We start from the raw sequence: 18,529 nt of genomic DNA, 5'->3' as shown, positions 1-18,529 counted from the left end.
TGCATTAAAAATTAGGTATTTTGCAATACTGGCATTACACGACTGCTTCATTAACCGCTAAATAAGTTTGGCTAAATCCTGCAAACAGCCCATCATTTTGAGGTACCAATAAGCCTGTAATTAGTAATCGCCCAAACAGGTCGGATCGAATGTTCTTGCCATCCACAGACCTGTATGTCTTACTGCCGTCGGCTTCCAAAGTCTCCACGACCGGGTTTGTTCTAGCTTTATCAATAACCTTGATCTGCGCTTTGGTCAGCTTCATTATAGCGTCCGCCCATATGGAAGGCGACAAATGATGTCACAAGTCCACTGCTTGTAGATAAATTATCTATTTTAAACGCTATTGTCAACGTAAAAAAGAAAACTTTACCTATATACGAACTAAAATAAGATAAAACATGTTGATGTACTGATGTTAATTTTTTTCAATTTAAATAATACACACACAATGACTAACATTAGTCAAGCTTTGGGATACTTCAAAGTTGGAGATATCCTAGAAAAGGAAAACTTTCCAAATGATGTTTGGCAACGGAAAATCGGTCCAGCACTGGTTTTATTAGGCCAGTATGGATATGCAGACGTTTACGAAAGCATATCCGAAGACTATCTGGTAGTTGGACAGTTGACCGCCTCACGTCGAGCGGCAAAATCCCGATTGTAGGTTGGGAAAATGTCATTTTTTTCACCCCGGTATGTAACTGCCGGGGTATTTTATAACCAAAATTTGTAAAATGACACCAGAAGAAGTTAAAGGCGGAGTAGAGATCGTCAAGATGGCGAACGAGTGGGCGAAACTGCTATTGGCACCTTCTGCCAAGGAATTCGGCCAACTTCTTGGAGATATCGTAAGGCACAAGAGGGAGTCAATGAATCGAAACTGGGAATTGACCGCCGGGAAAGTGCAAACAATCATGATTGACGAAGAGGTGGAGCCAAAGGATATAGATACGAAGGTTCTTATTCCGATGCTGGAAGGAATTCATCTCGAGGAAGACAATGATTTACAGGATCTTTGGGCCAACATGTTCGTAAATTATGTGGATTCAAAGAGAAACCTTTCTGTCGTTGTTTACCCGTCAATTCTCAGGCAACTTTCGTCGAGTGAAGTGAGAATCCTGAAATTTCTTCGCTCCGACAAGCGACCGTCTTTATGGAGATATAGTGATGGCGATGGCCCCTGCCCGTATACAGATGAGGAGGCCAACAATCTCGTTAGGCTGTCGCTGATTGAAGAAGTTATTGAACAAACCTACAACAACAAAAAAGATGTATCGGGAAGTATAAGCAATACTGTAAAAACCAAGCGAACTGGGAAATATGAATTAACGGAATTCGGAGACGATTTTCTTGACGCTTGTCAACGCAATGTCCCCACACCCATTGAAAAGGTACTGAGACATTCTAGTAGACGCTGATTAAATAAAAATTTAACAGATAATGAAGAGACATTTAAACATAGCAGTCTTTGCGCCAAAGTCTTCACTCGATGAGGGATATCGCGATCTTATTAAAGATAGGTTTAGGTTTAATGACCCCCAGATTGAAACCGGTATCCATTTCATCGAAGATATAGATTCCCTCCGCTCACATAATTTCAGTTGGGCACTATTTCACGACGATTGGCATGAAAATTACGGAGAACAAGATGTAAGAGCAATTCTTAATCAACTCACCTATTCTTTTTGGCATGGAGAACTAACACCAAATTTTTCTCCCAAAATAAGTGAGATCATTGGATTCCTTCGCACCGAAAAGGGCAATGACGAGGCGGATAATAGATTTTTCAAAAGTCTTGGCAACCTAAGCAAAATTCTACCTGCTTAACAATTTCTACAACTTCAATTAGCATGATAAATATCGAAACTGCATTGGCCTTATTCGATGGGGCTGATCAAATACAAAAGCAACAGGGTATTGATGATGAGTTGTGGGAAAAAGAAATCGGACCGAAATTGAGATTATTGGAACATATGGATTTGGCATGGCCGGGTTACTCCAATGAGGCTGATTATCCGACTTCGGCTATTTTAACTTCGGCTGGGATCAAGCGGCGCGATCAATTTTCTAACACCAGAAAAAATACAACACTGATTACAGCCCAAGACCAAGATGTAGTACTTCAGTATCTCGCGGAAAACTTATCACCCGGAAGTCCTGCTATATTTGAAATAGATGAACCGATACATGGTTTTGCTGGAGACGCCTTATATTCTATTCTTCACCATTTCTCAGACCTTGGTTTGATTGATTTTGAAGGCTACAGGACTATGGATAGGCAAACCGTGTCACTTTTGGTCAAAGTCAAAGCCCACGAGTTTATACAGCAAGGTGGTTTCTATGGGAAGTTTGAGCTTTTTCAAAAGACAGTTGAGAAACTGCTGTGGGAAGTCGAAAAACTTGAACGAGAGGATAAGAACGACAACAATAAATTTACTGGATTCAAGAAAAACATTCAGGAATATGCGTCGGTGCGACACTATCTCAAAAACTGTGTAAGTGAAAAATCGGGGTTAATGATCCCGATTTTTTATTTTTAACAAAACACAGCTTATGAGACCAGAGGATCTTTTAACCGATGATTTTTTAAAGCAATTCAAGAGCCGCGACGCACTCAATGACTTTCTGGGCCAGTTGCAGAAGCGTGGCATCGAGAAGATGCTGGAAGGTGAGTTGGACGGGCATTTAGGCTACGACAAGCACGAACAATCGGCCAACAGCAATTCGCGTAACGGCTACGGCAAAAAGAAAATCAGGACCAGCTACGGCGAATCCGAGATCAGCGTTCCACGCGACCGCGATGCAAGCTTTAATCCAATGATAGTCCCCAAGCGGGAAAATATGGTTGATGGCATCGAAGAGGTAATCGTCTCGCTGTACGCTAAGGGAATGAGCGTCTCCGACATTGAAGAGCAGATCAAGGATGTTTACAATTTTGATGTTTCGGCTTCTACAATTAGCCGCATTACCTCCCGGATAGCTGAGGATATTGTCAGCTGGCAAAACCGACCTTTGGAGCCAGTCTACCTGATTGTTTGGATGGATGGGATTGTCTTCAAAGTGCGCGAAAACAGCAAGGTCATCAACAAGACAATCTACATCGCCGTCGGTCTTAAACGGGATGGCTACAAGGAGATTTTGGGCATGTGGCTGGGTAAAAGCGAGTCTGCGGCCTACTGGATGAGCGTATTAACTGATATGAAGGCCCGCGGATTGCAGGATATTCTGATCACGGCCACCGACAATCTAAACGGCTTTACCCAAACGATCCGGTCTGTGTTTCCAGAATCCGCAACTCAGATCTGCGTGGTTCATCAAATCCGCAACAGTTGCCGGTATGTGGTCTGGAAGGATAAAAAAGAGTTCAGCCGCGATATGAAGGATATCTATGCCGCTCCCACCAGGCAAGCAGCTCTGGTTGCCTTGGAAAGTCTGGAATCGAAATGGAATAGCAAATACTCTTACGCCATTAAAAGTTGGCGGCAGAATTGGGATGAACTGACCGTATTTTTTGATTTTCCATTGGAAATCCGGCAGATCATTTACACCACTAACTTGATCGAGAACCTGAATGGGAAAATTAGGAAATACACCAAAAACAAGCTCTCCTTCCCCAATGATGATGCAGTATTGAAGTCTGTCTATCTGGCGCTCAGAGAGGCTTCTAAAAAATGGACCATGCCCATTCGGAATTGGGGCATGATCCTGAATCAGTTTTTGACTATTTTTGAAGATAGGGTCAGGCTTTAAGTTCTACCCAGCCCCGATTGAAAGTTTACACAGTTAATGCGATAGTCCCGTCGGTGCTTTCCAACCTTGCAACAATTGCCGACTCAGGATCAAAAATGTTCGAGTAAGGGATAGCCGATATTACTTTGTGCAAAAACATCTACCGCAGCTTTGCATCGATAACGTTTGTATTTTTCACAGTAGATACTGCAGATGAATGTTTGTTGCAATCTTGTCATGTTCAAATCAACCATCACAGCCTTGATCTGTCTTCGTGACTCTCCGAGAGATCGTAATCTTCCGGGTTGTTTGCATATAATTTCGGAAAAGGCTGTTTCCGGCGCTGTCGGGTGTTATTCAGCTTCACTTCGCCGCGCCGTGCGTCGTGGTATTTTATTTCTTTCGTGGTCATTTCTTCGTGATCCTTATTTCTACACGTGGTTTCGTTTTGTCCACTCCTACATTATCCCATGATTCGCTGTCAACAATTTCGTAGTTGCCGTCGGCTATCACGCCCTGGCTTACCAAATAATCAGTCACTGCTTTGAAGTACGATTGCGCGTCACGTTTACGGCGACACGGCCACGCGAATGTGTAATGGATGTGTACGGGCGTAGTTATTCCTGCGGCCTCTAACTGGGGGCAGGCTGCTTTCCATGCCTTGTACTTCTTCGATGGGAAACGCTTCTGTTTGTACCCGCCGCCAAATAAGGAACTAACGCTGGGGTGTTAGATGACAATCATTAACTGCCATACCAACATATTTACCGCAGACCAACGCAACTCATTTAAATGGCTCGAGTTTGCGTTGCCACCTGACTTTGACCCAGCTAAACGACCAGGCAAAATGCGTTTCGCCCAGCTGAATGGAGCGCGGCTCGCGCGAGACATTGGATGGCCGGGAATGCTATCTTAATGTCGTCTCCATGCGCAAAGAAAGGAACTGCCTAGAAGATTGCTACCTCGCAATGAAGTTGTTCTGTTTAAGAAGAGAGGGATACAGATAGGGTACTGAGGGAAATAACACAGCTCGCAAATTTAGCTTAACGATACCAGATCCAGCACCAGGCATTTCGTTTCCAATTTCGAACAATCGAACCATTCCTTGTCTTCCACAGTTTCGCCTGGTAGTTATCCAAAAATCTAGTTGCTTCTTCCTGAGTCGCACCCTGCTGCAAGAAATAAACCCTGACGTGAATTTCGTCAGGGGGACACTGGCTTCCATAACCTGCGGAGCACCATTCATGCTTCATTTGATCGCCGTGGTTTTAAACTTTTCGAACATTCTGTCGATATCTGCCCGCTCATAATAAATCACACCGCCGATCCGCATAAAGCTGAGCTGGCGGCTGACGCGCATAGCATGCAGCTTGCCGGGCGATACATCAAGCAACTTCCTAACCTCTCGAGATTTGAGCCATTGCTTGGAATGCTTAGCGCCACCACCTGCAAGCAGCCTTCTTATTTCAGTCAGTATTTGCTCCTTAAACTTTTCCAGATCCGCCAAAGTGACTAACTGATGCGTGAATAACGCTGAACTCTCCTCAGTTTGCTTGCCCTTCTTTTCCATTGCTCATTAATTTACGTTAACAATCAAAAACATCGACTGCGCGTAGCAACGATGTCTTTGGTCGGAAAATAATAGTCAGCAGTAGATACTTGCTTCCTCTTTTTCCCGGTGGAACAAAAAGAATAAAGTGCGGTTCAATGCCAACGGCATCGAACCGCACTTTTATATTCAATAATCAGCAAATACATGGCCTTCGTAGGCACAGTAGCCATCCAGAAATAAATCTTTCGCGAAAGCTTCGTAGTCATAATAACGCTCGAGAGCCCGTGGGACTCCTAACAGCAAGCCTGTCTCCTCAATGTATTGGTAGGCATATTCAAGCTCTGGATCTTTCATCGATCCGCCAAAGAAGCCCCGGTAGCTTTCCCGAAAGCTCTCAAGCTGGTCTTGTAGTTCGTACCCGTTAGATGGCCAATAGTTGATCTGTTTACAGTAAATCTCGAATGCTTCGGCAGTCTCATGGTCCATTTCACCGGTGGCCTCAAAGTAGGCGAAAGCTTCTTTGTGAAGGCTGCATTCTGATATCAAAAAATCCGGGATGTTTTCCCAGTCCTGGAACATTAGTTCGGGATCGAACTCATTACGATGAAACTCGTGGCAGTCTTGCAGGAATTCTTTGAGATCAGCATATTCGGTCAGGTCAAACCATTTACCGAACAGCGATCCATTGTTGTACTGACCGTAGGTTCCAACATAGATTTTTGGAGCATTTTCGAGATTTCTCATGATTGAAAGGCATTTAAGTAGCTAAGGCCTGGCTTTGTGCTCAGGGCAATCGCTGCCTTCCACTCAATGAAAAAATGACGGGGCTTGTCCCCTTGGTTGCAGGGCCATCCGGCGGTTTAAGGTGCGGCTGGCAGTTATGCGGCCAGCTAAAAAGCCGGATGACGTAGTGCAGGCTTGCAACCGTCATTTTTTGCTTTGTAACTTTCGTTTGCACTGAACGCATCTTTTAGTGATTCTTTTCAGCAATCCGAGCAACTTAAAAAAAGGCATGTAGTCACCTCTCCCGCTAAACTCTGATTGCAGCTATTCGATCTTCGAAAACCGCTTCGGCTAATTCCAGCAAGCGGAACACCCGAGATGAAATTGAATGAAGATCTTGTTCGCCGACCTGATAGTTCGGATTGTATCTGGCCCCGAGATATGCGTCTTCTAAAAGCTGTAGAAGCCGCTCCTCATCTGGCGAACCGCCAGGAAAGATCTCATTCAATTGAGGAGCTAATCTATGGTTAAACCTTTTAAGTGATCTGATGGAATGCGTGCGCCGTTCGCTTCCGTAGAGCGCAATTGCAGTGTTGCGAAATGTCGTTTCAGCAGCTTGTTGCAGCATAAACATCGATAGTGCATATTCATTTGCTTGTTGGTAATACTGTGCCCCCTCAAAAAACTTTCTGGCTTTGCTCACTCCCGTCGCAAAAGCGTGCTTTGATTTCTCGATCAATTGGCTAATGGTTTCCGGTAGCATTTTTGGTAATGGCATAGCACTCCGTTGGTATACCAAGTCTTCGGGGGGTACAAGCCAAAGCGAAATATACTTGTCCGCTGGTAAGCGCCTGATGAATATCCGACAATTTGTGGACTGAGCAGCAGAGCTTTTCATTACCTGCACTAAACAGCTCAACGATGGGCTGATGCTCTTTGAAGGTCTTTTGATTATCATCGGCAAACACAATCAGCAGATCCCTGTACGGTTTTTGCTCCGTTGAGTCAGGCGCGGGATGCTTGACCTCAAATATCAGAAGTGGGTCGAATGCTGCAATTAGTAATTCTATGATGGCTTTGCTCGCCGCCAGCTTCCCAAGGCAGCGTTTCTGAAATGGAATCCCTTGATCGTTTCTTGAAATCAGGTAAACGGCTTCGAGAAGTGATTCCAACAGCTCGTACTGAATGATTTCGGCACACTCGCCAGTAGCTTCGCAAATACTCATTTTGCTTAATCCATACTCCACCCAGTCTTCCAGAATATCTTGCCACTGGTCATAGCCGTAAGTATTAAAAACGCGCTTGATCGCCAGAAGAGGCTGCTCGGTCTCAGCGAGCGATAACCTACGGATCATGCCTCCATGCCTGTCGTTGAGTTCCCGGACATCCCGCATATACTGCCGATCGGCTTCAATTTGTGCATGACTGAAAGGCTGAAGATCACTGGTGTTCAAGTCGATTCCATCTTCCTCAGCAACGTCTAACAGCAACCTACAAGCCTTAATGATCTTTTGTAGATGCCTTTGCAGGCAAAGCACCGTTGACGGATCACCCAGGAATGAAAAAGGTTTCTCCGTCGTCACTGCTTTTAGGAATTGCCACAGTTCGATACGTACGAATTCAAGATCAGTCGCGTGAAAGAATTCTGCGATCAGATCACGAGCATCGGCAAGCTTCTGCTCGCTCGAGCCCCGATTTTCGCTCGTTGTTAAGTTTACAGTCTCCATAGGCTTCTTTTTTTGACAAAAAAGAAGCTCCGACTCCGCGTACCGAACCACAACAAGTTGTATACTACCTTTGGTCATTGGTAAAACACTTCCTCTTGCCTGTTGACCTTAGCGCAGATATTTCCTTTATTTGTAACCATGAGCACAGCAACAAAACCCAATCATATTGGTCATAAGATCTCACGCATCCGTGAACTGCGCGGACTGAAACAGGAGTTCGTGGCACACGAACTGAAGGTCAGTCAGCAAACGGTGTCGAAGATCGAACAGAGTGAAACTGTTGATCAAGAATTGCTTGAACAGATCGGTAAGATCCTTGGCGTTCCTGCTGAAGGGATCAAAAATTTTAGCGAAGACGCTGTGTTTAACATCATCGGAAATACAGTTAACAACCATGATAATGGTTCACTGTTCAATTATTTCCCCACGTTTAACCCGATAGATAAGTTGGTTGAACTTTTCGAAGAAAACAAAAAGCTTTATGAGAGACTACTTGAAAGCGAGCGAGAAAAAGTTGAGCTACTTAAAAACAAGCAATAACAAAGAAGCCGCGTTGACGCGGCTTCTTTGTTTATAATGGGAATCTACCTACTGACGAGGCTTTCTCCCGCGCGGCTTGCCCGTGTATTCAGGCTTTGGAACTTCTGTCTCAATAGCCAGCTCGAATCCTTTGGTAGACTGATCGAAATCAAAAGTCGAGATTTTGAAAATCAGCTTTTGGTTTTCAAAATCAACTCCGCCTTTTTTCAATATAATAGCCAGCGGGATTACGTGCCCCCGGCCACTTTTTTCGAACGAAAATGTCTGATCCGAATTGGTAGCCGGAACGAGGTATACGGATTTAATTTTACGTTTTCCTTCCTGTGTCCCGATTTTAAAATTGGCTGACTCCGGATCTATTCCCAATTCGCGAAGCGCAGCCGCCGGAAAAACAAGCTTGCCTGAATTGGAAATGTAACCAGTCGGAAGCGGCGCTGCTTTTGCGGCGGCCTTGAGTTCGGGAACGTTTTCCTCTGGGGAAAAGAATTTGATAGCTTTCAGTTTCATGGTGTTATAGGTTACTTTGGGCTAAAATAACTCATTCTGCCTAGAAACTGGCACTTAAATGCCCAGGCCCTGCTTTTTCTGCCTTTTTTGCTGTTGCTGCAACTCCTCCTTAATCCCGATTCCGATATTTCGAGCTAGCCGCTTTTCAATGGCGGCGAGCGAATAGCTCCGCCCTAAGTCGGAGCCCTTAATTTTTATATTTTTCCGCATATGATAGAATGCGATCCCTCTTCCAACATAAGTTTTGTACCCCTGGGTTAACAATTTCGCTTTGAGTTCATTGATCGATGCTGCCGTATTTAAAAGCTGGTCAACGGATGATTTGAGTTTCAGATGCTGCATGTCGGTCAGCACATTTTCAAGCCCGAGCCGCTTATTGATCCTCATTTCCGGTGCCTGGATTAATTCAAGACGTTGTTCCATTCTGCGGCAGAATTCTCCGGTTCTGGCGTAGTTGTGAAAGTGCTTTGAAGTGTTTTGGCCATTGAAATTAATTCGATTTGCGACGATATGAAAGTGCACATTCGACGTATCTTCATGCTTGAAAACCAGCATCTGGTTCTGTTCAAATCCAAACTCCTTTGCAAATTCCGTGGATATCTCGGCGATCGTTTCGTTGCCAGGCTTTTCGCCCGGCGCGAAACTAAATGACTGGTGCCACATGAACTTTTTCAGGTTCGTATTTTGCATGTGATTACGGTTAAACTGTTTGATCAAATAGTCCAGGTCTAACTTCCCGTCTGCCTGCATTTTGATCCCCAGGTTCTGGATATAAACCAATTCTCCTCGGACCTCCTGTTCATCCAGGCTTTGCCGCATCTTCGCGGAGACATGCTTGTCGTAATAGCAATATTCAATCAACCCTTTGGCGTAGCTGCCGAGTGTCGCCTTCCCAATCATAACCTCATCTTTTTCAGGGTTGCAATTACAGCTTTTTCAATCTCAGCGTGAACGGAAAGGGCGTCGGTTTCGCCTGATTTCCAAAGCGGTCCTAGCTCTTCAAGTGGCTGCGAATAGTAGTCCTCATATTTTTGCTTCAAATCACTGGTCATACGGCTGGTCGCACTGCATCTAAGAAGCAGCTGATGCTTGCCTTCGGTTTCAGGCAGCATTTGAGAAAGATAAAAGCTGAGCTCATTTGAGCAATTAAGCAGCTCGTCGAAAGCTTTTTGTATGCTACGGATCTCAAAGCTTTCAAACACCCAAAGGGTGATCAGATCCGCAAGAAGCCTGACCCGTTGGCTACTCTGCTGCCACTGGTCTGTAAGAATCTGGTGTCCCTTGGTTTTCAGGGCTGCCAGCGACAAAACGCCCGAAAGCTGTTGGAGCACCCTGACCATCTCGGCAGTTGCCTTGGGTAGCGCCCTTTTTTGTGGCCTTTTAAAAGGCACATCAAGCGCCAAGGTCAAGAAATATTGACTGGCGGAAAGCCCGCTTTTTTCAATGAGCTCATTAATTTGTCTTTTCTGATCAGCACTCGCCCATACTGAAAAGTGTTCCCTTTTGGCAGTGCCTTTTTCCTTCGGCGGTCTGCCTTTTTGTTTCTGATTTTCCATGTGTCTTTTTTGATTAGCTATGAGCCGGAGGCGAATAGCAGGGGTCCAGGGGTTTTCCCATGGCCAGCTCCCGCCGGGGAGTCGCATTTCGCGACGTACCGGCGATAGCTGGCTGTGGAGGAAACCACCGCGCATGCTGATTCCAGCTCAAAAGTTCTTAAAATGGCTTTTGACTTAGCTTAAAGTGGAGCAGGATGGCCCATTCTGATCCAAAATTTCTCACTATTTCCTATTAGAGATCAAATTAAGGATCAAAATGGCCTACTGTTGATCATTGCTGCCGTTTTAAGGGTACTTTGACGACTTTGTTTCGTGAATCATATTCATAGGTCTTGCCAATCCGATGTTTGCCCGCTTTTGCTGGGCTTAACACCAGATATGTCACGCCTTTTTCTTTGGTTAGTTGACCATCGACGACGATCTGTTCGTAAAGTGGCATGTTAGCATAAGCATCCACTAACCTTTCCAGCTCCTGATAATCCTTGTACGTACTCATGTATACGTAACAACAAATCCCAAGAACTAACGCACAAACCGATGGCGGAATAAGACGGCCCAAGCTATATAGAAAAGCCTGTTTGTCCGAGGCAAACGTTACTTGCTTGATTGACCCTTTGAAAGTAGCCCGAAGCTTTCTGGCCTCTTCAAAATGTCTAGCTAGCCAGTGTCGGATTTCATCGAAAGCTTTTTGGTTATCTGCCATCATCACCGCAGACCATTCGTCCATATCCATCCCGTATCGCGACTGGTACTCTGCCTTGATACGGCTAAGTGTTTCCGAAAGATTTGATTCCTGTTCAGTCATGGCTAATATTGAAATGAAGTTCGCGTTTCAGTCTGAGCCTAGGGCCTGTTTCAAACTCTTCAAGTGATAGGCCTCTTCGCGTTCCTGACAGAATCTTGGCCCCTAGATAGGAACCCACTTCGAAGTCGCCAAATTGCCTGAACGGTAATTGCATCAACTGGCAATTCTCTTTGAGCTCTTTCGATAGCTCTGCAAACTTTCGAAAGCTCGACAGGTTTTGCCATACTATGATCTTGAACTCGCCCGCGACGGCCATCATTTTTTTCAGAAATTCTACCGAAGGACTGTAAGCACCGGCGCCCGCCACAACGATATGAAACTGGATTTCTAAACCCAATTCCTCTGCGAATTCGCGAAGCGGCAGATCGAATTCAATGAGTGCCGGAAGCTGCTCACTCTCCGGGGCTCCCATGTCGACATATATCTCGCTAAATGGTGAGGTTGAGATCAATTCCAGATACTCGACCAGATTATCGCGGACGAGTACCGCTCTTTCATCGAGTAGGCTCACGCTACGAAACTGTTTCGGACTTACGAACTGCAACTGGCGCTGGCTTGTAAATGAAGACGCGTCCAGATCGATGAACAGATAATTGGGATTTTGGTAATGCTTTAATGCGAGCAAATACATTAGTAGCGATTTGCCCACGCCGCCTTTGGCTTGGGTAATGAAATGTAGTCTTTTCATTGGTCAGTTGGTTTATTGGTTCTAAGATGCTGGGTCTGGTGCCTGGTCTGGATCAGTCCACTTGATTTTCGGCACGGTCCTTTTTTGCGCGGGAGCAATTGTGGGTTGCTCTGGCGTTGACGGCTTCTGCCACTTGCTGCAGTGCGCCCTGATGTACTTCACATCAGCTCGAGAGACAACCGAAGCACCCAGCTTGTCGTTGAGTATTTCAACGGTGATTACATACGAGTTCTGTGAGTCGAAGATATCGGAGAAACATTCGTAGAGCTTTCGACGTCTTTTAACATCTGCTTTCTGAAAGAGATATCTCAAATGTTTTATATCCTCTTCCATGGCCGCCATAGCTTTTGAAAATAGAAGAAGAAATGTACAGCCGGAGTAGCAGTATATCGCTTTCCGGGAGGTCTTGAATTACAGTAGCTCATTTTCGTAGCTGTTTAGTTGAACATGCCACAAAAATGAGCTACTGGGGTCTGCAAAAACGATCCTGATGTTCCGGCCGGAATGAAAAGAACAAAAATGATCAGGAGTTCCTATTATTACAGATTTTGGATCAGCAGGAAGCATTCCTGCGCATACCTTCCGCGTTGATGGTTGCCCTTCCCTGCGAATTTTGCTTGCTCCTCAGGCTGGAATACCTTCTCGAACGATTCATTTGAAAAAGGATGAATGAGCCAGTTGTTAAAGAGGCCTGCGATGGTAGATGCCGTCTGAGATTCTTTAATGTGCTGTTTTTGATACAATGCATAGTAAAGAGCCGCTATCCAAAGCCTACCTCCGTGAGCCGATTTTCGTAACTGAAATTTTCCGGCCATATCCGCTGGCGCAATCCAATCGGCTTCCGTCAGGCATCCGAGCAGCTTCTCAAATTTTGCTTCGCGCTCTTGCTGATCAATTCCCATAAACAGGTCCGAAAAATTTCTGGTCCTTTCCTCATTCTGAAAGAGTGCATTTTTGCGGGGCCGCAAAATAGTTCTCTCTAATATGTTAGGATACCTATCACGTATCTCTTGTTTCCAGGCCTCCAGGTCTAAGCCTGTTTTCAGGTCGACGTCATAAGGTACACCTTTCAGCCAATCATATATTTGGACAATTGTCTCAAACCTGGCTTTCGGCAAACCATAATCATCTCGATGGAGAAGATCCTCTACCAGCCTCGCGTTGTTCGTCAGCAAATAGCTTAATCTTGCCCGAGTGGTCCGCATAGATTGGCGAGCTGCCTGCGACCTAAGAATGTCAAAAAAAGAGGAGTTCTTGTTTTTTGAGATAAAATCTTGAAGGAAGCTGTCGTGGTCATCACGAATCGACAATGTTTTTCTGTTGTGATAAAGAATCACTAGCCTGTTTAACCATGTTAGCTCATTTTCGAAAAAGCTACCGGATAGCTCGTCAAAAAGAAATTTTACGAGCGGATATCGCTCATTAGCATGAAGTACCATTCCCACATATCTTTAAAGTCATACTAGATGAACACCGGGCACTTCCAGGCGCCGTTTCAAAAATACACATGTATCGATTTTCGCCAAAAATACTTCGTACTAACAAGCCAAAAAACTTGACTAACGGTCTGATAATGCGTTAAGCAGCCTTGTCGGGTGACCAACGCGGGTATATTTGCAATTTCTCATCATCCGAAAACCTGACAAAACAACATCCGAAATCACCGCTCTTCAAGTACAACTTTTAGCTGTACCCAAAATACACCCAATTTTGATAGCTGGAAATCAGTAGTTTTAAGCCCCCCAGATTATGAGACGGTTTGAAGTTGGTTTTACCAATCTCATGCGTTTATCGGCTATCATTCAAGAGTGCGCCGCTTTGAATCAGCTTCCTGCTCGGTTAAATTGGAAGCGTGGGAGAACGGGCACATCATTAAAGCTCTTATCATACTTCCCCTAGCTCAGAGCACTGAGTTCAATGAAACTGTTCGAGCTGAACAAATTATCAAGCCCATCCGGAACGGGTTCCCTCTGATAGAAATTCCGAAATGCTGACAATCGACAAAAAACTACTTTAATCTACCAGCCACCGCCTGATTTTTCCGAAAGCTAAACAAGCAGCCTGAAATCCGTTATAAGTTTGTTGAACCTAGTCAATCTTCCATAGTTACTGAAAATGTGATCCCTCATCCAGGCAACCTGCATGGGTATGATGGCCATAACAATAATCAGCATGATCATAGTCACAAATCCCTTTGTCAGGTCATAGGGAGGGTTGTCGAATTTGCTTATCATTTTAACAGCATAGATGCCCCAGACAGGCAAAATGAGCGCGGCTACCGCAGATATATAAATAATAAGCGACATCCTTTGCCTTTCCGCCACACTGGCGACAGCAGCTTGTATCATGTCCCATTTTTTATCATCCCATTTTTTGTCCTCCACATGCTTTCTGAATTTCATTAGTATCATGTCATTAAATGCCGAGCGTGGGAAGGGTTGATACCAAGGTGTATAAACTTCCGGATAAAGCCTCTTAATGGTCATAGTGTTAAACACTTTGGCCAGGCACGCCGCAACTACGAGACAAACGCCTGCCCACACACCATACCAGATTTCGCCCATGAATAACATAAGAGAATAAAAAATAAAAGCCAATGCAAAGGATGCATTTATTAGAGCGGTCTGCCAGGTTTTATTTTTCCTGGTGACTAGGTAGTAGAAGTTCAGTTCTTTTTTATGAAAATCAATTAGTTCATCGATCATAATTCTGTTGGTATTTGATATACTTACAATAAAACGCGCCTATGCATCAGCTAATTTGAATCATTTTCGCGTAAGTGACTGCCCGCCTTGACGTTATGTTTAATGGCACTGTTCATGTCCCACCATAATGATAAATACCTTATGGTTTTTCAAAGGCCGCCAGGCTACAAAATAGACGGGTTGATAGGTTCGACCATCACAGTCTCGCCGTTTGTGGCAAGATAGATAATAGCGATTTCAGCAACAACACCAACATATAATTTAGCATATTTACTCTCTAATCCTTTAAATTCGGCATCCTTACCATGCCCGGAACCATAAGCGTTTCTTAGCTCCGTTACCCCCTGGACAATTGTTGCTATACCGCCTAAGACTTGTTTTATGGATCGTTCGGCAGCATCCGGCTGATCAGCTTCTTTTGGCTTGAAATCCAGGATATTTGTTGTGTGCTTTATGAGTTGTTGGAGTGTCCAACCTTTATCAATATCAACATTCTTTTGCTTCAATATAGATTTACAAATGATCTCCAACAATTCTTTACCGGTACCGATGGCGACATCTGTGTCGTTGGGGATAGCCTTATTCATCTGCTCGATCTTCTTGTTCACATAGTCAGTATCAATATACTTTCTGATCTCAACGGCCTTAGCGACCAGCCGGGTCTGGCTGATCCCATCTCTCGTCCATGAAAAAACAGGTCTTCCAGATAATTCACCAGTCTGATAAAATTGAAACCCATCTGGTTGCAAATACTTATTATAAATCCCAACGACTTTGTTGGTATCGTTAATGTCAGGCCTTACGTTCGGATTTAAAGTTTCAGTTAAAAACTTTAAATATGTCTCATCGTCGCAATGCATCAGATTAAAACGGACATCGGTAAACACCCAATCCGGTTCCCAGTCTCCGAAGTTCATATCGGCATGTTGATAAACGTCTTTATAAGCATTATTATATTCCGGTCTATAATCTGTTGAAGGCATCGCCGACAAATCGTAGATCCGGTTTAAAAAATCTGCTTCCTTCAATCTTCCGCTGTACCACAATTTTCCGACGGTCAAGGCATCAGCGATACTTGTTCTGGTAACGGTAGTAATTTTATTATGACTCATTTTGTAAATCTTGGTATCATGATTCCGAAAAGCTTACATTTTGGCTAAGCCTACGCTTCAATGAGCCCTGCTCATTAACTCCTTAGGTAGAAAGATAGTAGCACTACCAACACTTACTGATTTGTCATCAAAGTTCTTCAATATACTAAAACACAGAGCGATGTGCCGTAACCTGCTTTTGAGCTGAGCAAACGGTGATTCACTTCACATTTAAAGATGACTCCCTTCTCCATAAAGCAAATCCGTCTCGGCCTTGGCCAGATCCGGGTCATACTTCCCTGTCTCAATATTCCACATGATCTTATCGTATAATCGATGCCACGGTACAGGATACTTGGCAATAGCTCTTACCTCTGGGACCAGGAACCGGCTACAATAGCGTCCTTCGTATCCTAATATAAACAAAAGTGCCATCTCAATCATATACAGAAGTAATTCTCGCGCTTGGTGCAGCGCGTGTGGCAGCAGGCTCTCAATACTTTCCCGTTTCGTTTCTTCACCGTGCACTAGCGCGTTGCGTATACCGACAATGATGTTGAAAATGTCCTTATCCCGACTCTTCTGGAAGCCTCCATCTGCAAGCGCGGGAAGCATTCGAAGGTCAATTTTGAAATCTATGATGCTGTTTAGCAGGCGTAGCTTATTTGCGGCAAGAATATTACTAGCATCTTTGCCTGCAAGCATTTGCCTTTTCTCAACCACAAGCCAGTTGTAAATTAGTTCCAAGCAGGTTTGTGAAATAACTATAGATGCTTCCAGACTAGTACTCGAATTTGCCTCGATATACCATTTCAAAGCAGAGTTAAGAAAGCTCTTGTCCTTTGGAAACGTCTCCAATTTCCTGAAATTTTGCCACGTAGTGTTTAGATTCAAATAGGTTTTTGATTGCAAGAGACCGTGTGTGTTAGAAAAAATAGCGTTACTATTAGCATAGGCCGAAAAATCTCGCCACAAGAGCTGTGATCCATCTCGCGCAATCCCTTCGACAACTAATGGAGAAATAGTGGCACCATTAATCATCGTTAGAAATGACCCAAATGACTTAAGAACCTTGTTTACTTCTTCAAATGAAATGGAACTCCCTTTCTTTTTTACTTCTCCCGAATAACCCCAGAACGCACCTCCGAAATCCTGCCAAGCTTGCATTTTTAAATTGAATTCTCGATTTCTACTAATTTGAATTTCGAATTTGCCATCATCAAATGTATAGTGTCCGACATTAAAGGAGCCATCTTCATAAACCATTTGACGCCCTCCAATCTCGCGGAGATTTTGAATAAGAAATCTGGCCCGATCAGCATAGACCGACCGGTCTCCGAAGACGGTCTCGCCGAGGAATACTCCCTGAACCGCACCTGTTTTCTCGTCGTACTTACGCAACACTATATTTCCAACCTTTACTCCTTCTACAAATGCCTGATACTTATTACCGTGCAAAACCATCAAACTAAACGGCTCCTTGCCAGGGACCACCGTACCACATAAGAATACATGATTAATTGGCGACGTACGAAATTCCAATTTAACGTTAATCGAAGCTGCTCTGTCTGGATGAATTAAATCAAGCACATAGTTACCAATTGAGATTTCTTCATCTAGGTCGCGAACGACGTTCGATTGTTCAACAGCTTTATATGTCTTCATTTCTAAATTTTGCATAAATAATAACGCATCTTTCATTTTATATTGCCGATACTACTAAATAGTTATCATCGAAAGGTCATTTAAGTTTGGTTGAACTTAATCGGGTATTCAATATTCATAATGGTTCAAATAAGTAGCTTCTTACATTAAAAATGCAAATCGACATATTTAGAGGCAGAAAAAGTCATCGTAAAGTTTAAGTTTTTAACAATGTCAATTTCATCAACATCAAAAATTCCGCGGAGGCTGGGATTGTCGTGAGTAAATATAAACTCGTATCGGTCTCTAACGTCCCTATATTTATTTTTAAGAATTCTCACCATGCATTCTTTCGTAGGCAATTGGTGCTTATTGATTCCACTTCCACAGAAAATATATTTGTCACAGCGAACCATATCATACAGTTCGCTGCTATTGTTTCCACGGCTTCCATGATGGGAGACTTTCACTAGGTCAACCTGCAATGGGTTCCCTTCGGAGTATCCAAGATTTCTAAGAGCGGTTGTAATTATGCTAGGAAGGGAGTCGGCCAACCAGAGTATTCGTATGCCACTGTGCTCTATCAAAATCGCTATACTACTTTCATTTTCGATTGACACATCCTCTGCAAAAGCCTCTAAATCAAAGCTCTCTATCGTTTGGCAGTAGTCATTCATTTTCGCTGCTTTCGGCTCACTAATCGCGGTCATCTCATGATAGTCCCTGTCGAGAAAGCTGGAATTCTCATATTTTTCTCTCAATTTGTTTACAGCATCCTTCGTTGGTGACAGTATATTGATTTTCAGATCGTTATGGTATTTGGGATCGATTGCTTGAACAATATCAAACTTCGGCAGACGACCAGCCGATCGGAGGTAGGAGGTTAGTTTTTCACTCTGCGCGAAACTTTTGGCTTCACTTATATTAAAAGTTGACTTGGGAGCTTTCGTATCTCCTATTGCTTTATAGGGATGATTGTACCACCAATTTGAAACGATGTCCCTGGCATCGCACCTTTCTATCGCTTTTGCATATGAGACAGCTCCGCCAATATGATCATCATGGATGTGAGAAATCAACCACAGATCAATCGTAGCACCTGTCGCATCGATAATCTTGATTTCGTCAGCGAGAATTTCTCGATAAGTCCTCTCGTAGCCAGCGTCTACGAAAACATAGTTGTCCTTCCCATCACTGCCTTCATACAAAATACTAGCCGCGTCACCACAGTCAACCTGATAAAATCGAATGCGCATATT

22 protein-coding genes are annotated in these 18,529 nt (G+C 44.0%); 5 read left to right on the top strand and 17 right to left on the bottom strand.

The genetic code is table 11. The annotated features are described in order from the left end of the window. Positions 1-34: 34 nt before the first annotated feature. Positions 35-265, bottom strand: coding sequence for a hypothetical protein (locus tag H144_RS0128280; RefSeq protein WP_019945495.1), 231 nt, complete (start codon positions 263-265; stop codon positions 35-37). A gap of 472 nt (positions 266-737) precedes the next feature. Between H144_RS0128280 and H144_RS0128270 the strand changes: the two genes are divergently transcribed. Genes H144_RS0128270 through H144_RS0128255 form a run of 4 tightly spaced genes read left to right on the top strand, consistent with a single transcriptional unit; the run spans position 738 to position 3,753 of the window. Further along, positions 738-1,421, top strand: coding sequence for an Abi-alpha family protein (locus H144_RS0128270; protein ID WP_019945493.1), 684 nt, complete (start codon positions 738-740; stop codon positions 1,419-1,421). A gap of 22 nt (positions 1,422-1,443) precedes the next feature. After that, positions 1,444-1,830: a hypothetical protein gene (locus H144_RS0128265; RefSeq protein ID WP_019945492.1), complete on the top strand. Its 387-nt coding sequence runs from the start codon at positions 1,444-1,446 to the stop codon at positions 1,828-1,830. 23 nt (positions 1,831-1,853) lie between these two features. Continuing rightward, positions 1,854-2,543, top strand: a complete 690-nt coding sequence (locus H144_RS0128260) for a hypothetical protein (protein ID WP_019945491.1) — start codon at positions 1,854-1,856, stop codon at positions 2,541-2,543. A 13-nt stretch (positions 2,544-2,556) separates the two neighbouring features. Next, positions 2,557-3,753, top strand: coding sequence for an IS256 family transposase (locus H144_RS0128255; protein ID WP_019945490.1), 1,197 nt, complete (start codon positions 2,557-2,559; stop codon positions 3,751-3,753). Positions 3,754-3,985: 232 nt separating this feature from the next. On the opposite strand, the gene H144_RS34480 is transcribed toward H144_RS0128255, so the two are convergent. The 6 genes from H144_RS34480 to H144_RS0128235 form a co-directional block, all read right to left on the bottom strand. Beyond that, a complete protein-coding gene (locus H144_RS34480; RefSeq protein ID WP_157505210.1) occupies positions 3,986-4,144 on the bottom strand; it encodes a hypothetical protein in 159 nt (52 codons plus the stop codon). Continuing rightward, a complete protein-coding gene (locus tag H144_RS34985; RefSeq protein WP_157505209.1) occupies positions 4,141-4,272 on the bottom strand; it encodes a hypothetical protein in 132 nt (43 codons plus the stop codon). The genes H144_RS34480 and H144_RS34985 overlap by 4 nt, the downstream gene beginning before the upstream one ends. 709 nt (positions 4,273-4,981) lie before the next feature. Continuing rightward, on the bottom strand, positions 4,982-5,302 hold the full coding sequence (locus H144_RS0128250) for a helix-turn-helix domain-containing protein (protein ID WP_019945489.1): 321 nt from the start codon (positions 5,300-5,302) through the stop codon (positions 4,982-4,984). Positions 5,303-5,470: 168 nt separating this feature from the next. Next, the gene (locus H144_RS0128245) at positions 5,471-6,028 is read right to left on the bottom strand and encodes an antirestriction protein ArdA (RefSeq protein ID WP_019945488.1); all 558 of its coding nucleotides are present in this window, start codon (positions 6,026-6,028) and stop codon (positions 5,471-5,473) included. A 286-nt stretch (positions 6,029-6,314) separates the two neighbouring features. Next, positions 6,315-6,785: a HEPN domain-containing protein gene (locus H144_RS0128240; protein ID WP_229208018.1), complete on the bottom strand. Its 471-nt coding sequence runs from the start codon at positions 6,783-6,785 to the stop codon at positions 6,315-6,317. Beyond that, positions 6,751-7,734, bottom strand: a complete 984-nt coding sequence (locus tag H144_RS0128235) for a hypothetical protein (protein WP_157505208.1) — start codon at positions 7,732-7,734, stop codon at positions 6,751-6,753. The genes H144_RS0128240 and H144_RS0128235 overlap by 35 nt, the downstream gene beginning before the upstream one ends. A gap of 138 nt (positions 7,735-7,872) precedes the next feature. Here H144_RS0128235 and H144_RS0128230 point away from each other — a divergent pair, with 138 nt between their 5' ends. Beyond that, entirely contained in the window at positions 7,873-8,274 is a 402-nt protein-coding gene (locus tag H144_RS0128230) for a helix-turn-helix domain-containing protein (RefSeq protein ID WP_019945485.1), read from the top strand. Between the two features lie 48 nt (positions 8,275-8,322). Here H144_RS0128230 and H144_RS0128225 read toward each other — a convergent pair whose 3' ends face one another. The 10 genes from H144_RS0128225 to H144_RS0128170 all read right to left on the bottom strand — a co-directional run bounded on the left by H144_RS0128225 (position 8,323) and on the right by H144_RS0128170 (position 18,526). Then, positions 8,323-8,781: a hypothetical protein gene (locus H144_RS0128225; RefSeq protein WP_019945484.1), complete on the bottom strand. Its 459-nt coding sequence runs from the start codon at positions 8,779-8,781 to the stop codon at positions 8,323-8,325. Between the two features lie 54 nt (positions 8,782-8,835). Further along, on the bottom strand, positions 8,836-9,681 hold the full coding sequence (locus tag H144_RS0128220; RefSeq protein WP_019945483.1) for a relaxase/mobilization nuclease domain-containing protein: 846 nt from the start codon (positions 9,679-9,681) through the stop codon (positions 8,836-8,838). Beyond that, on the bottom strand, positions 9,678-10,337 hold the full coding sequence (locus H144_RS0128215) for a plasmid mobilization protein (RefSeq protein WP_026351065.1): 660 nt from the start codon (positions 10,335-10,337) through the stop codon (positions 9,678-9,680). Before H144_RS0128215 ends, H144_RS0128220 begins: the two co-directional genes overlap by 4 nt. Before the next feature lie 271 nt (positions 10,338-10,608). Next, positions 10,609-11,142, bottom strand: a complete 534-nt coding sequence (locus H144_RS0128210; protein ID WP_019945481.1) for a hypothetical protein — start codon at positions 11,140-11,142, stop codon at positions 10,609-10,611. Further along, positions 11,135-11,830: a P-loop NTPase family protein gene (locus H144_RS0128205; RefSeq protein ID WP_019945480.1), complete on the bottom strand. Its 696-nt coding sequence runs from the start codon at positions 11,828-11,830 to the stop codon at positions 11,135-11,137. The genes H144_RS0128210 and H144_RS0128205 overlap by 8 nt, the downstream gene beginning before the upstream one ends. A 539-nt stretch (positions 11,831-12,369) precedes the next feature. After that, positions 12,370-13,269 carry a hypothetical protein gene (locus H144_RS0128195; protein WP_019945478.1) on the bottom strand — a complete coding sequence of 300 codons (900 nt, stop codon included), beginning with the start codon at positions 13,267-13,269 and terminating at the stop codon, positions 12,370-12,372. A 609-nt stretch (positions 13,270-13,878) separates the two neighbouring features. Beyond that, complete coding sequence (locus H144_RS0128185; protein WP_019945476.1) at positions 13,879-14,535, bottom strand: hypothetical protein; 657 nt, start codon at positions 14,533-14,535, stop codon at positions 13,879-13,881. Positions 14,536-14,699: 164 nt separating this feature from the next. Next, on the bottom strand, positions 14,700-15,647 hold the full coding sequence (locus H144_RS32715; protein ID WP_019945475.1) for an abortive infection family protein: 948 nt from the start codon (positions 15,645-15,647) through the stop codon (positions 14,700-14,702). Positions 15,648-15,857: 210 nt separating this feature from the next. Further along, the gene (locus H144_RS0128175; protein WP_019945474.1) at positions 15,858-17,327 is read right to left on the bottom strand and encodes a YopA family protein; all 1,470 of its coding nucleotides are present in this window, start codon (positions 17,325-17,327) and stop codon (positions 15,858-15,860) included. 110 nt (positions 17,328-17,437) lie between these two features. Further along, entirely contained in the window at positions 17,438-18,526 is a 1,089-nt protein-coding gene (locus tag H144_RS0128170; protein WP_019945473.1) for an MBL fold metallo-hydrolase, read from the bottom strand. Between the last annotated feature and the right edge of the window lie 3 nt (positions 18,527-18,529).

Source organism: Dyadobacter beijingensis DSM 21582, assembly GCF_000382205.1.
Taxonomy (GTDB): domain Bacteria; phylum Bacteroidota; class Bacteroidia; order Cytophagales; family Spirosomataceae; genus Dyadobacter; species Dyadobacter beijingensis.
Note: the sequence above shows the minus strand (reverse complement) of the source record. Positions and strands in the feature narration are given on the sequence as shown.

What these genes read in the sequence shown, in the direction of transcription:
- H144_RS0128280 (WP_019945495.1), bottom strand. Translation starts at nt 265, where the DNA reads ATGAAGCTGACCAAAGCGCAGATCAAGGTTATTGATAAAGCTAGAACA.
- H144_RS0128270 (WP_019945493.1), top strand. Translation starts at nt 738, where the DNA reads ATGACACCAGAAGAAGTTAAAGGCGGAGTAGAGATCGTCAAGATGGCG.
- H144_RS0128265 (WP_019945492.1), top strand. Translation starts at nt 1,444, where the DNA reads ATGAAGAGACATTTAAACATAGCAGTCTTTGCGCCAAAGTCTTCACTC.
- H144_RS0128260 (WP_019945491.1), top strand. Translation starts at nt 1,854, where the DNA reads ATGATAAATATCGAAACTGCATTGGCCTTATTCGATGGGGCTGATCAA.
- H144_RS0128255 (WP_019945490.1), top strand. Translation starts at nt 2,557, where the DNA reads ATGAGACCAGAGGATCTTTTAACCGATGATTTTTTAAAGCAATTCAAG.
- H144_RS34480 (WP_157505210.1), bottom strand. Translation starts at nt 4,144, where the DNA reads ATGACCACGAAAGAAATAAAATACCACGACGCACGGCGCGGCGAAGTG.
- H144_RS0128250 (WP_019945489.1), bottom strand. Translation starts at nt 5,302, where the DNA reads ATGGAAAAGAAGGGCAAGCAAACTGAGGAGAGTTCAGCGTTATTCACG.
- H144_RS0128245 (WP_019945488.1), bottom strand. Translation starts at nt 6,028, where the DNA reads ATGAGAAATCTCGAAAATGCTCCAAAAATCTATGTTGGAACCTACGGT.
- H144_RS0128240 (WP_229208018.1), bottom strand. Translation starts at nt 6,785, where the DNA reads ATGCCATTACCAAAAATGCTACCGGAAACCATTAGCCAATTGATCGAG.
- H144_RS0128235 (WP_157505208.1), bottom strand. Translation starts at nt 7,734, where the DNA reads ATGGAGACTGTAAACTTAACAACGAGCGAAAATCGGGGCTCGAGCGAG.
- H144_RS0128230 (WP_019945485.1), top strand. Translation starts at nt 7,873, where the DNA reads ATGAGCACAGCAACAAAACCCAATCATATTGGTCATAAGATCTCACGC.
- H144_RS0128225 (WP_019945484.1), bottom strand. Translation starts at nt 8,781, where the DNA reads ATGAAACTGAAAGCTATCAAATTCTTTTCCCCAGAGGAAAACGTTCCC.
- H144_RS0128220 (WP_019945483.1), bottom strand. Translation starts at nt 9,681, where the DNA reads ATGATTGGGAAGGCGACACTCGGCAGCTACGCCAAAGGGTTGATTGAA.
- H144_RS0128215 (WP_026351065.1), bottom strand. Translation starts at nt 10,337, where the DNA reads ATGGAAAATCAGAAACAAAAAGGCAGACCGCCGAAGGAAAAAGGCACT.
- H144_RS0128210 (WP_019945481.1), bottom strand. Translation starts at nt 11,142, where the DNA reads ATGACTGAACAGGAATCAAATCTTTCGGAAACACTTAGCCGTATCAAG.
- H144_RS0128205 (WP_019945480.1), bottom strand. Translation starts at nt 11,830, where the DNA reads ATGAAAAGACTACATTTCATTACCCAAGCCAAAGGCGGCGTGGGCAAA.
- H144_RS0128195 (WP_019945478.1), bottom strand. Translation starts at nt 13,269, where the DNA reads ATGGTACTTCATGCTAATGAGCGATATCCGCTCGTAAAATTTCTTTTT.
- H144_RS0128185 (WP_019945476.1), bottom strand. Translation starts at nt 14,535, where the DNA reads ATGATCGATGAACTAATTGATTTTCATAAAAAAGAACTGAACTTCTAC.
- H144_RS32715 (WP_019945475.1), bottom strand. Translation starts at nt 15,647, where the DNA reads ATGAGTCATAATAAAATTACTACCGTTACCAGAACAAGTATCGCTGAT.
- H144_RS0128175 (WP_019945474.1), bottom strand. Translation starts at nt 17,327, where the DNA reads ATGAAAGATGCGTTATTATTTATGCAAAATTTAGAAATGAAGACATAT.
- H144_RS0128170 (WP_019945473.1), bottom strand. Translation starts at nt 18,526, where the DNA reads ATGCGCATTCGATTTTATCAGGTTGACTGTGGTGACGCGGCTAGTATT.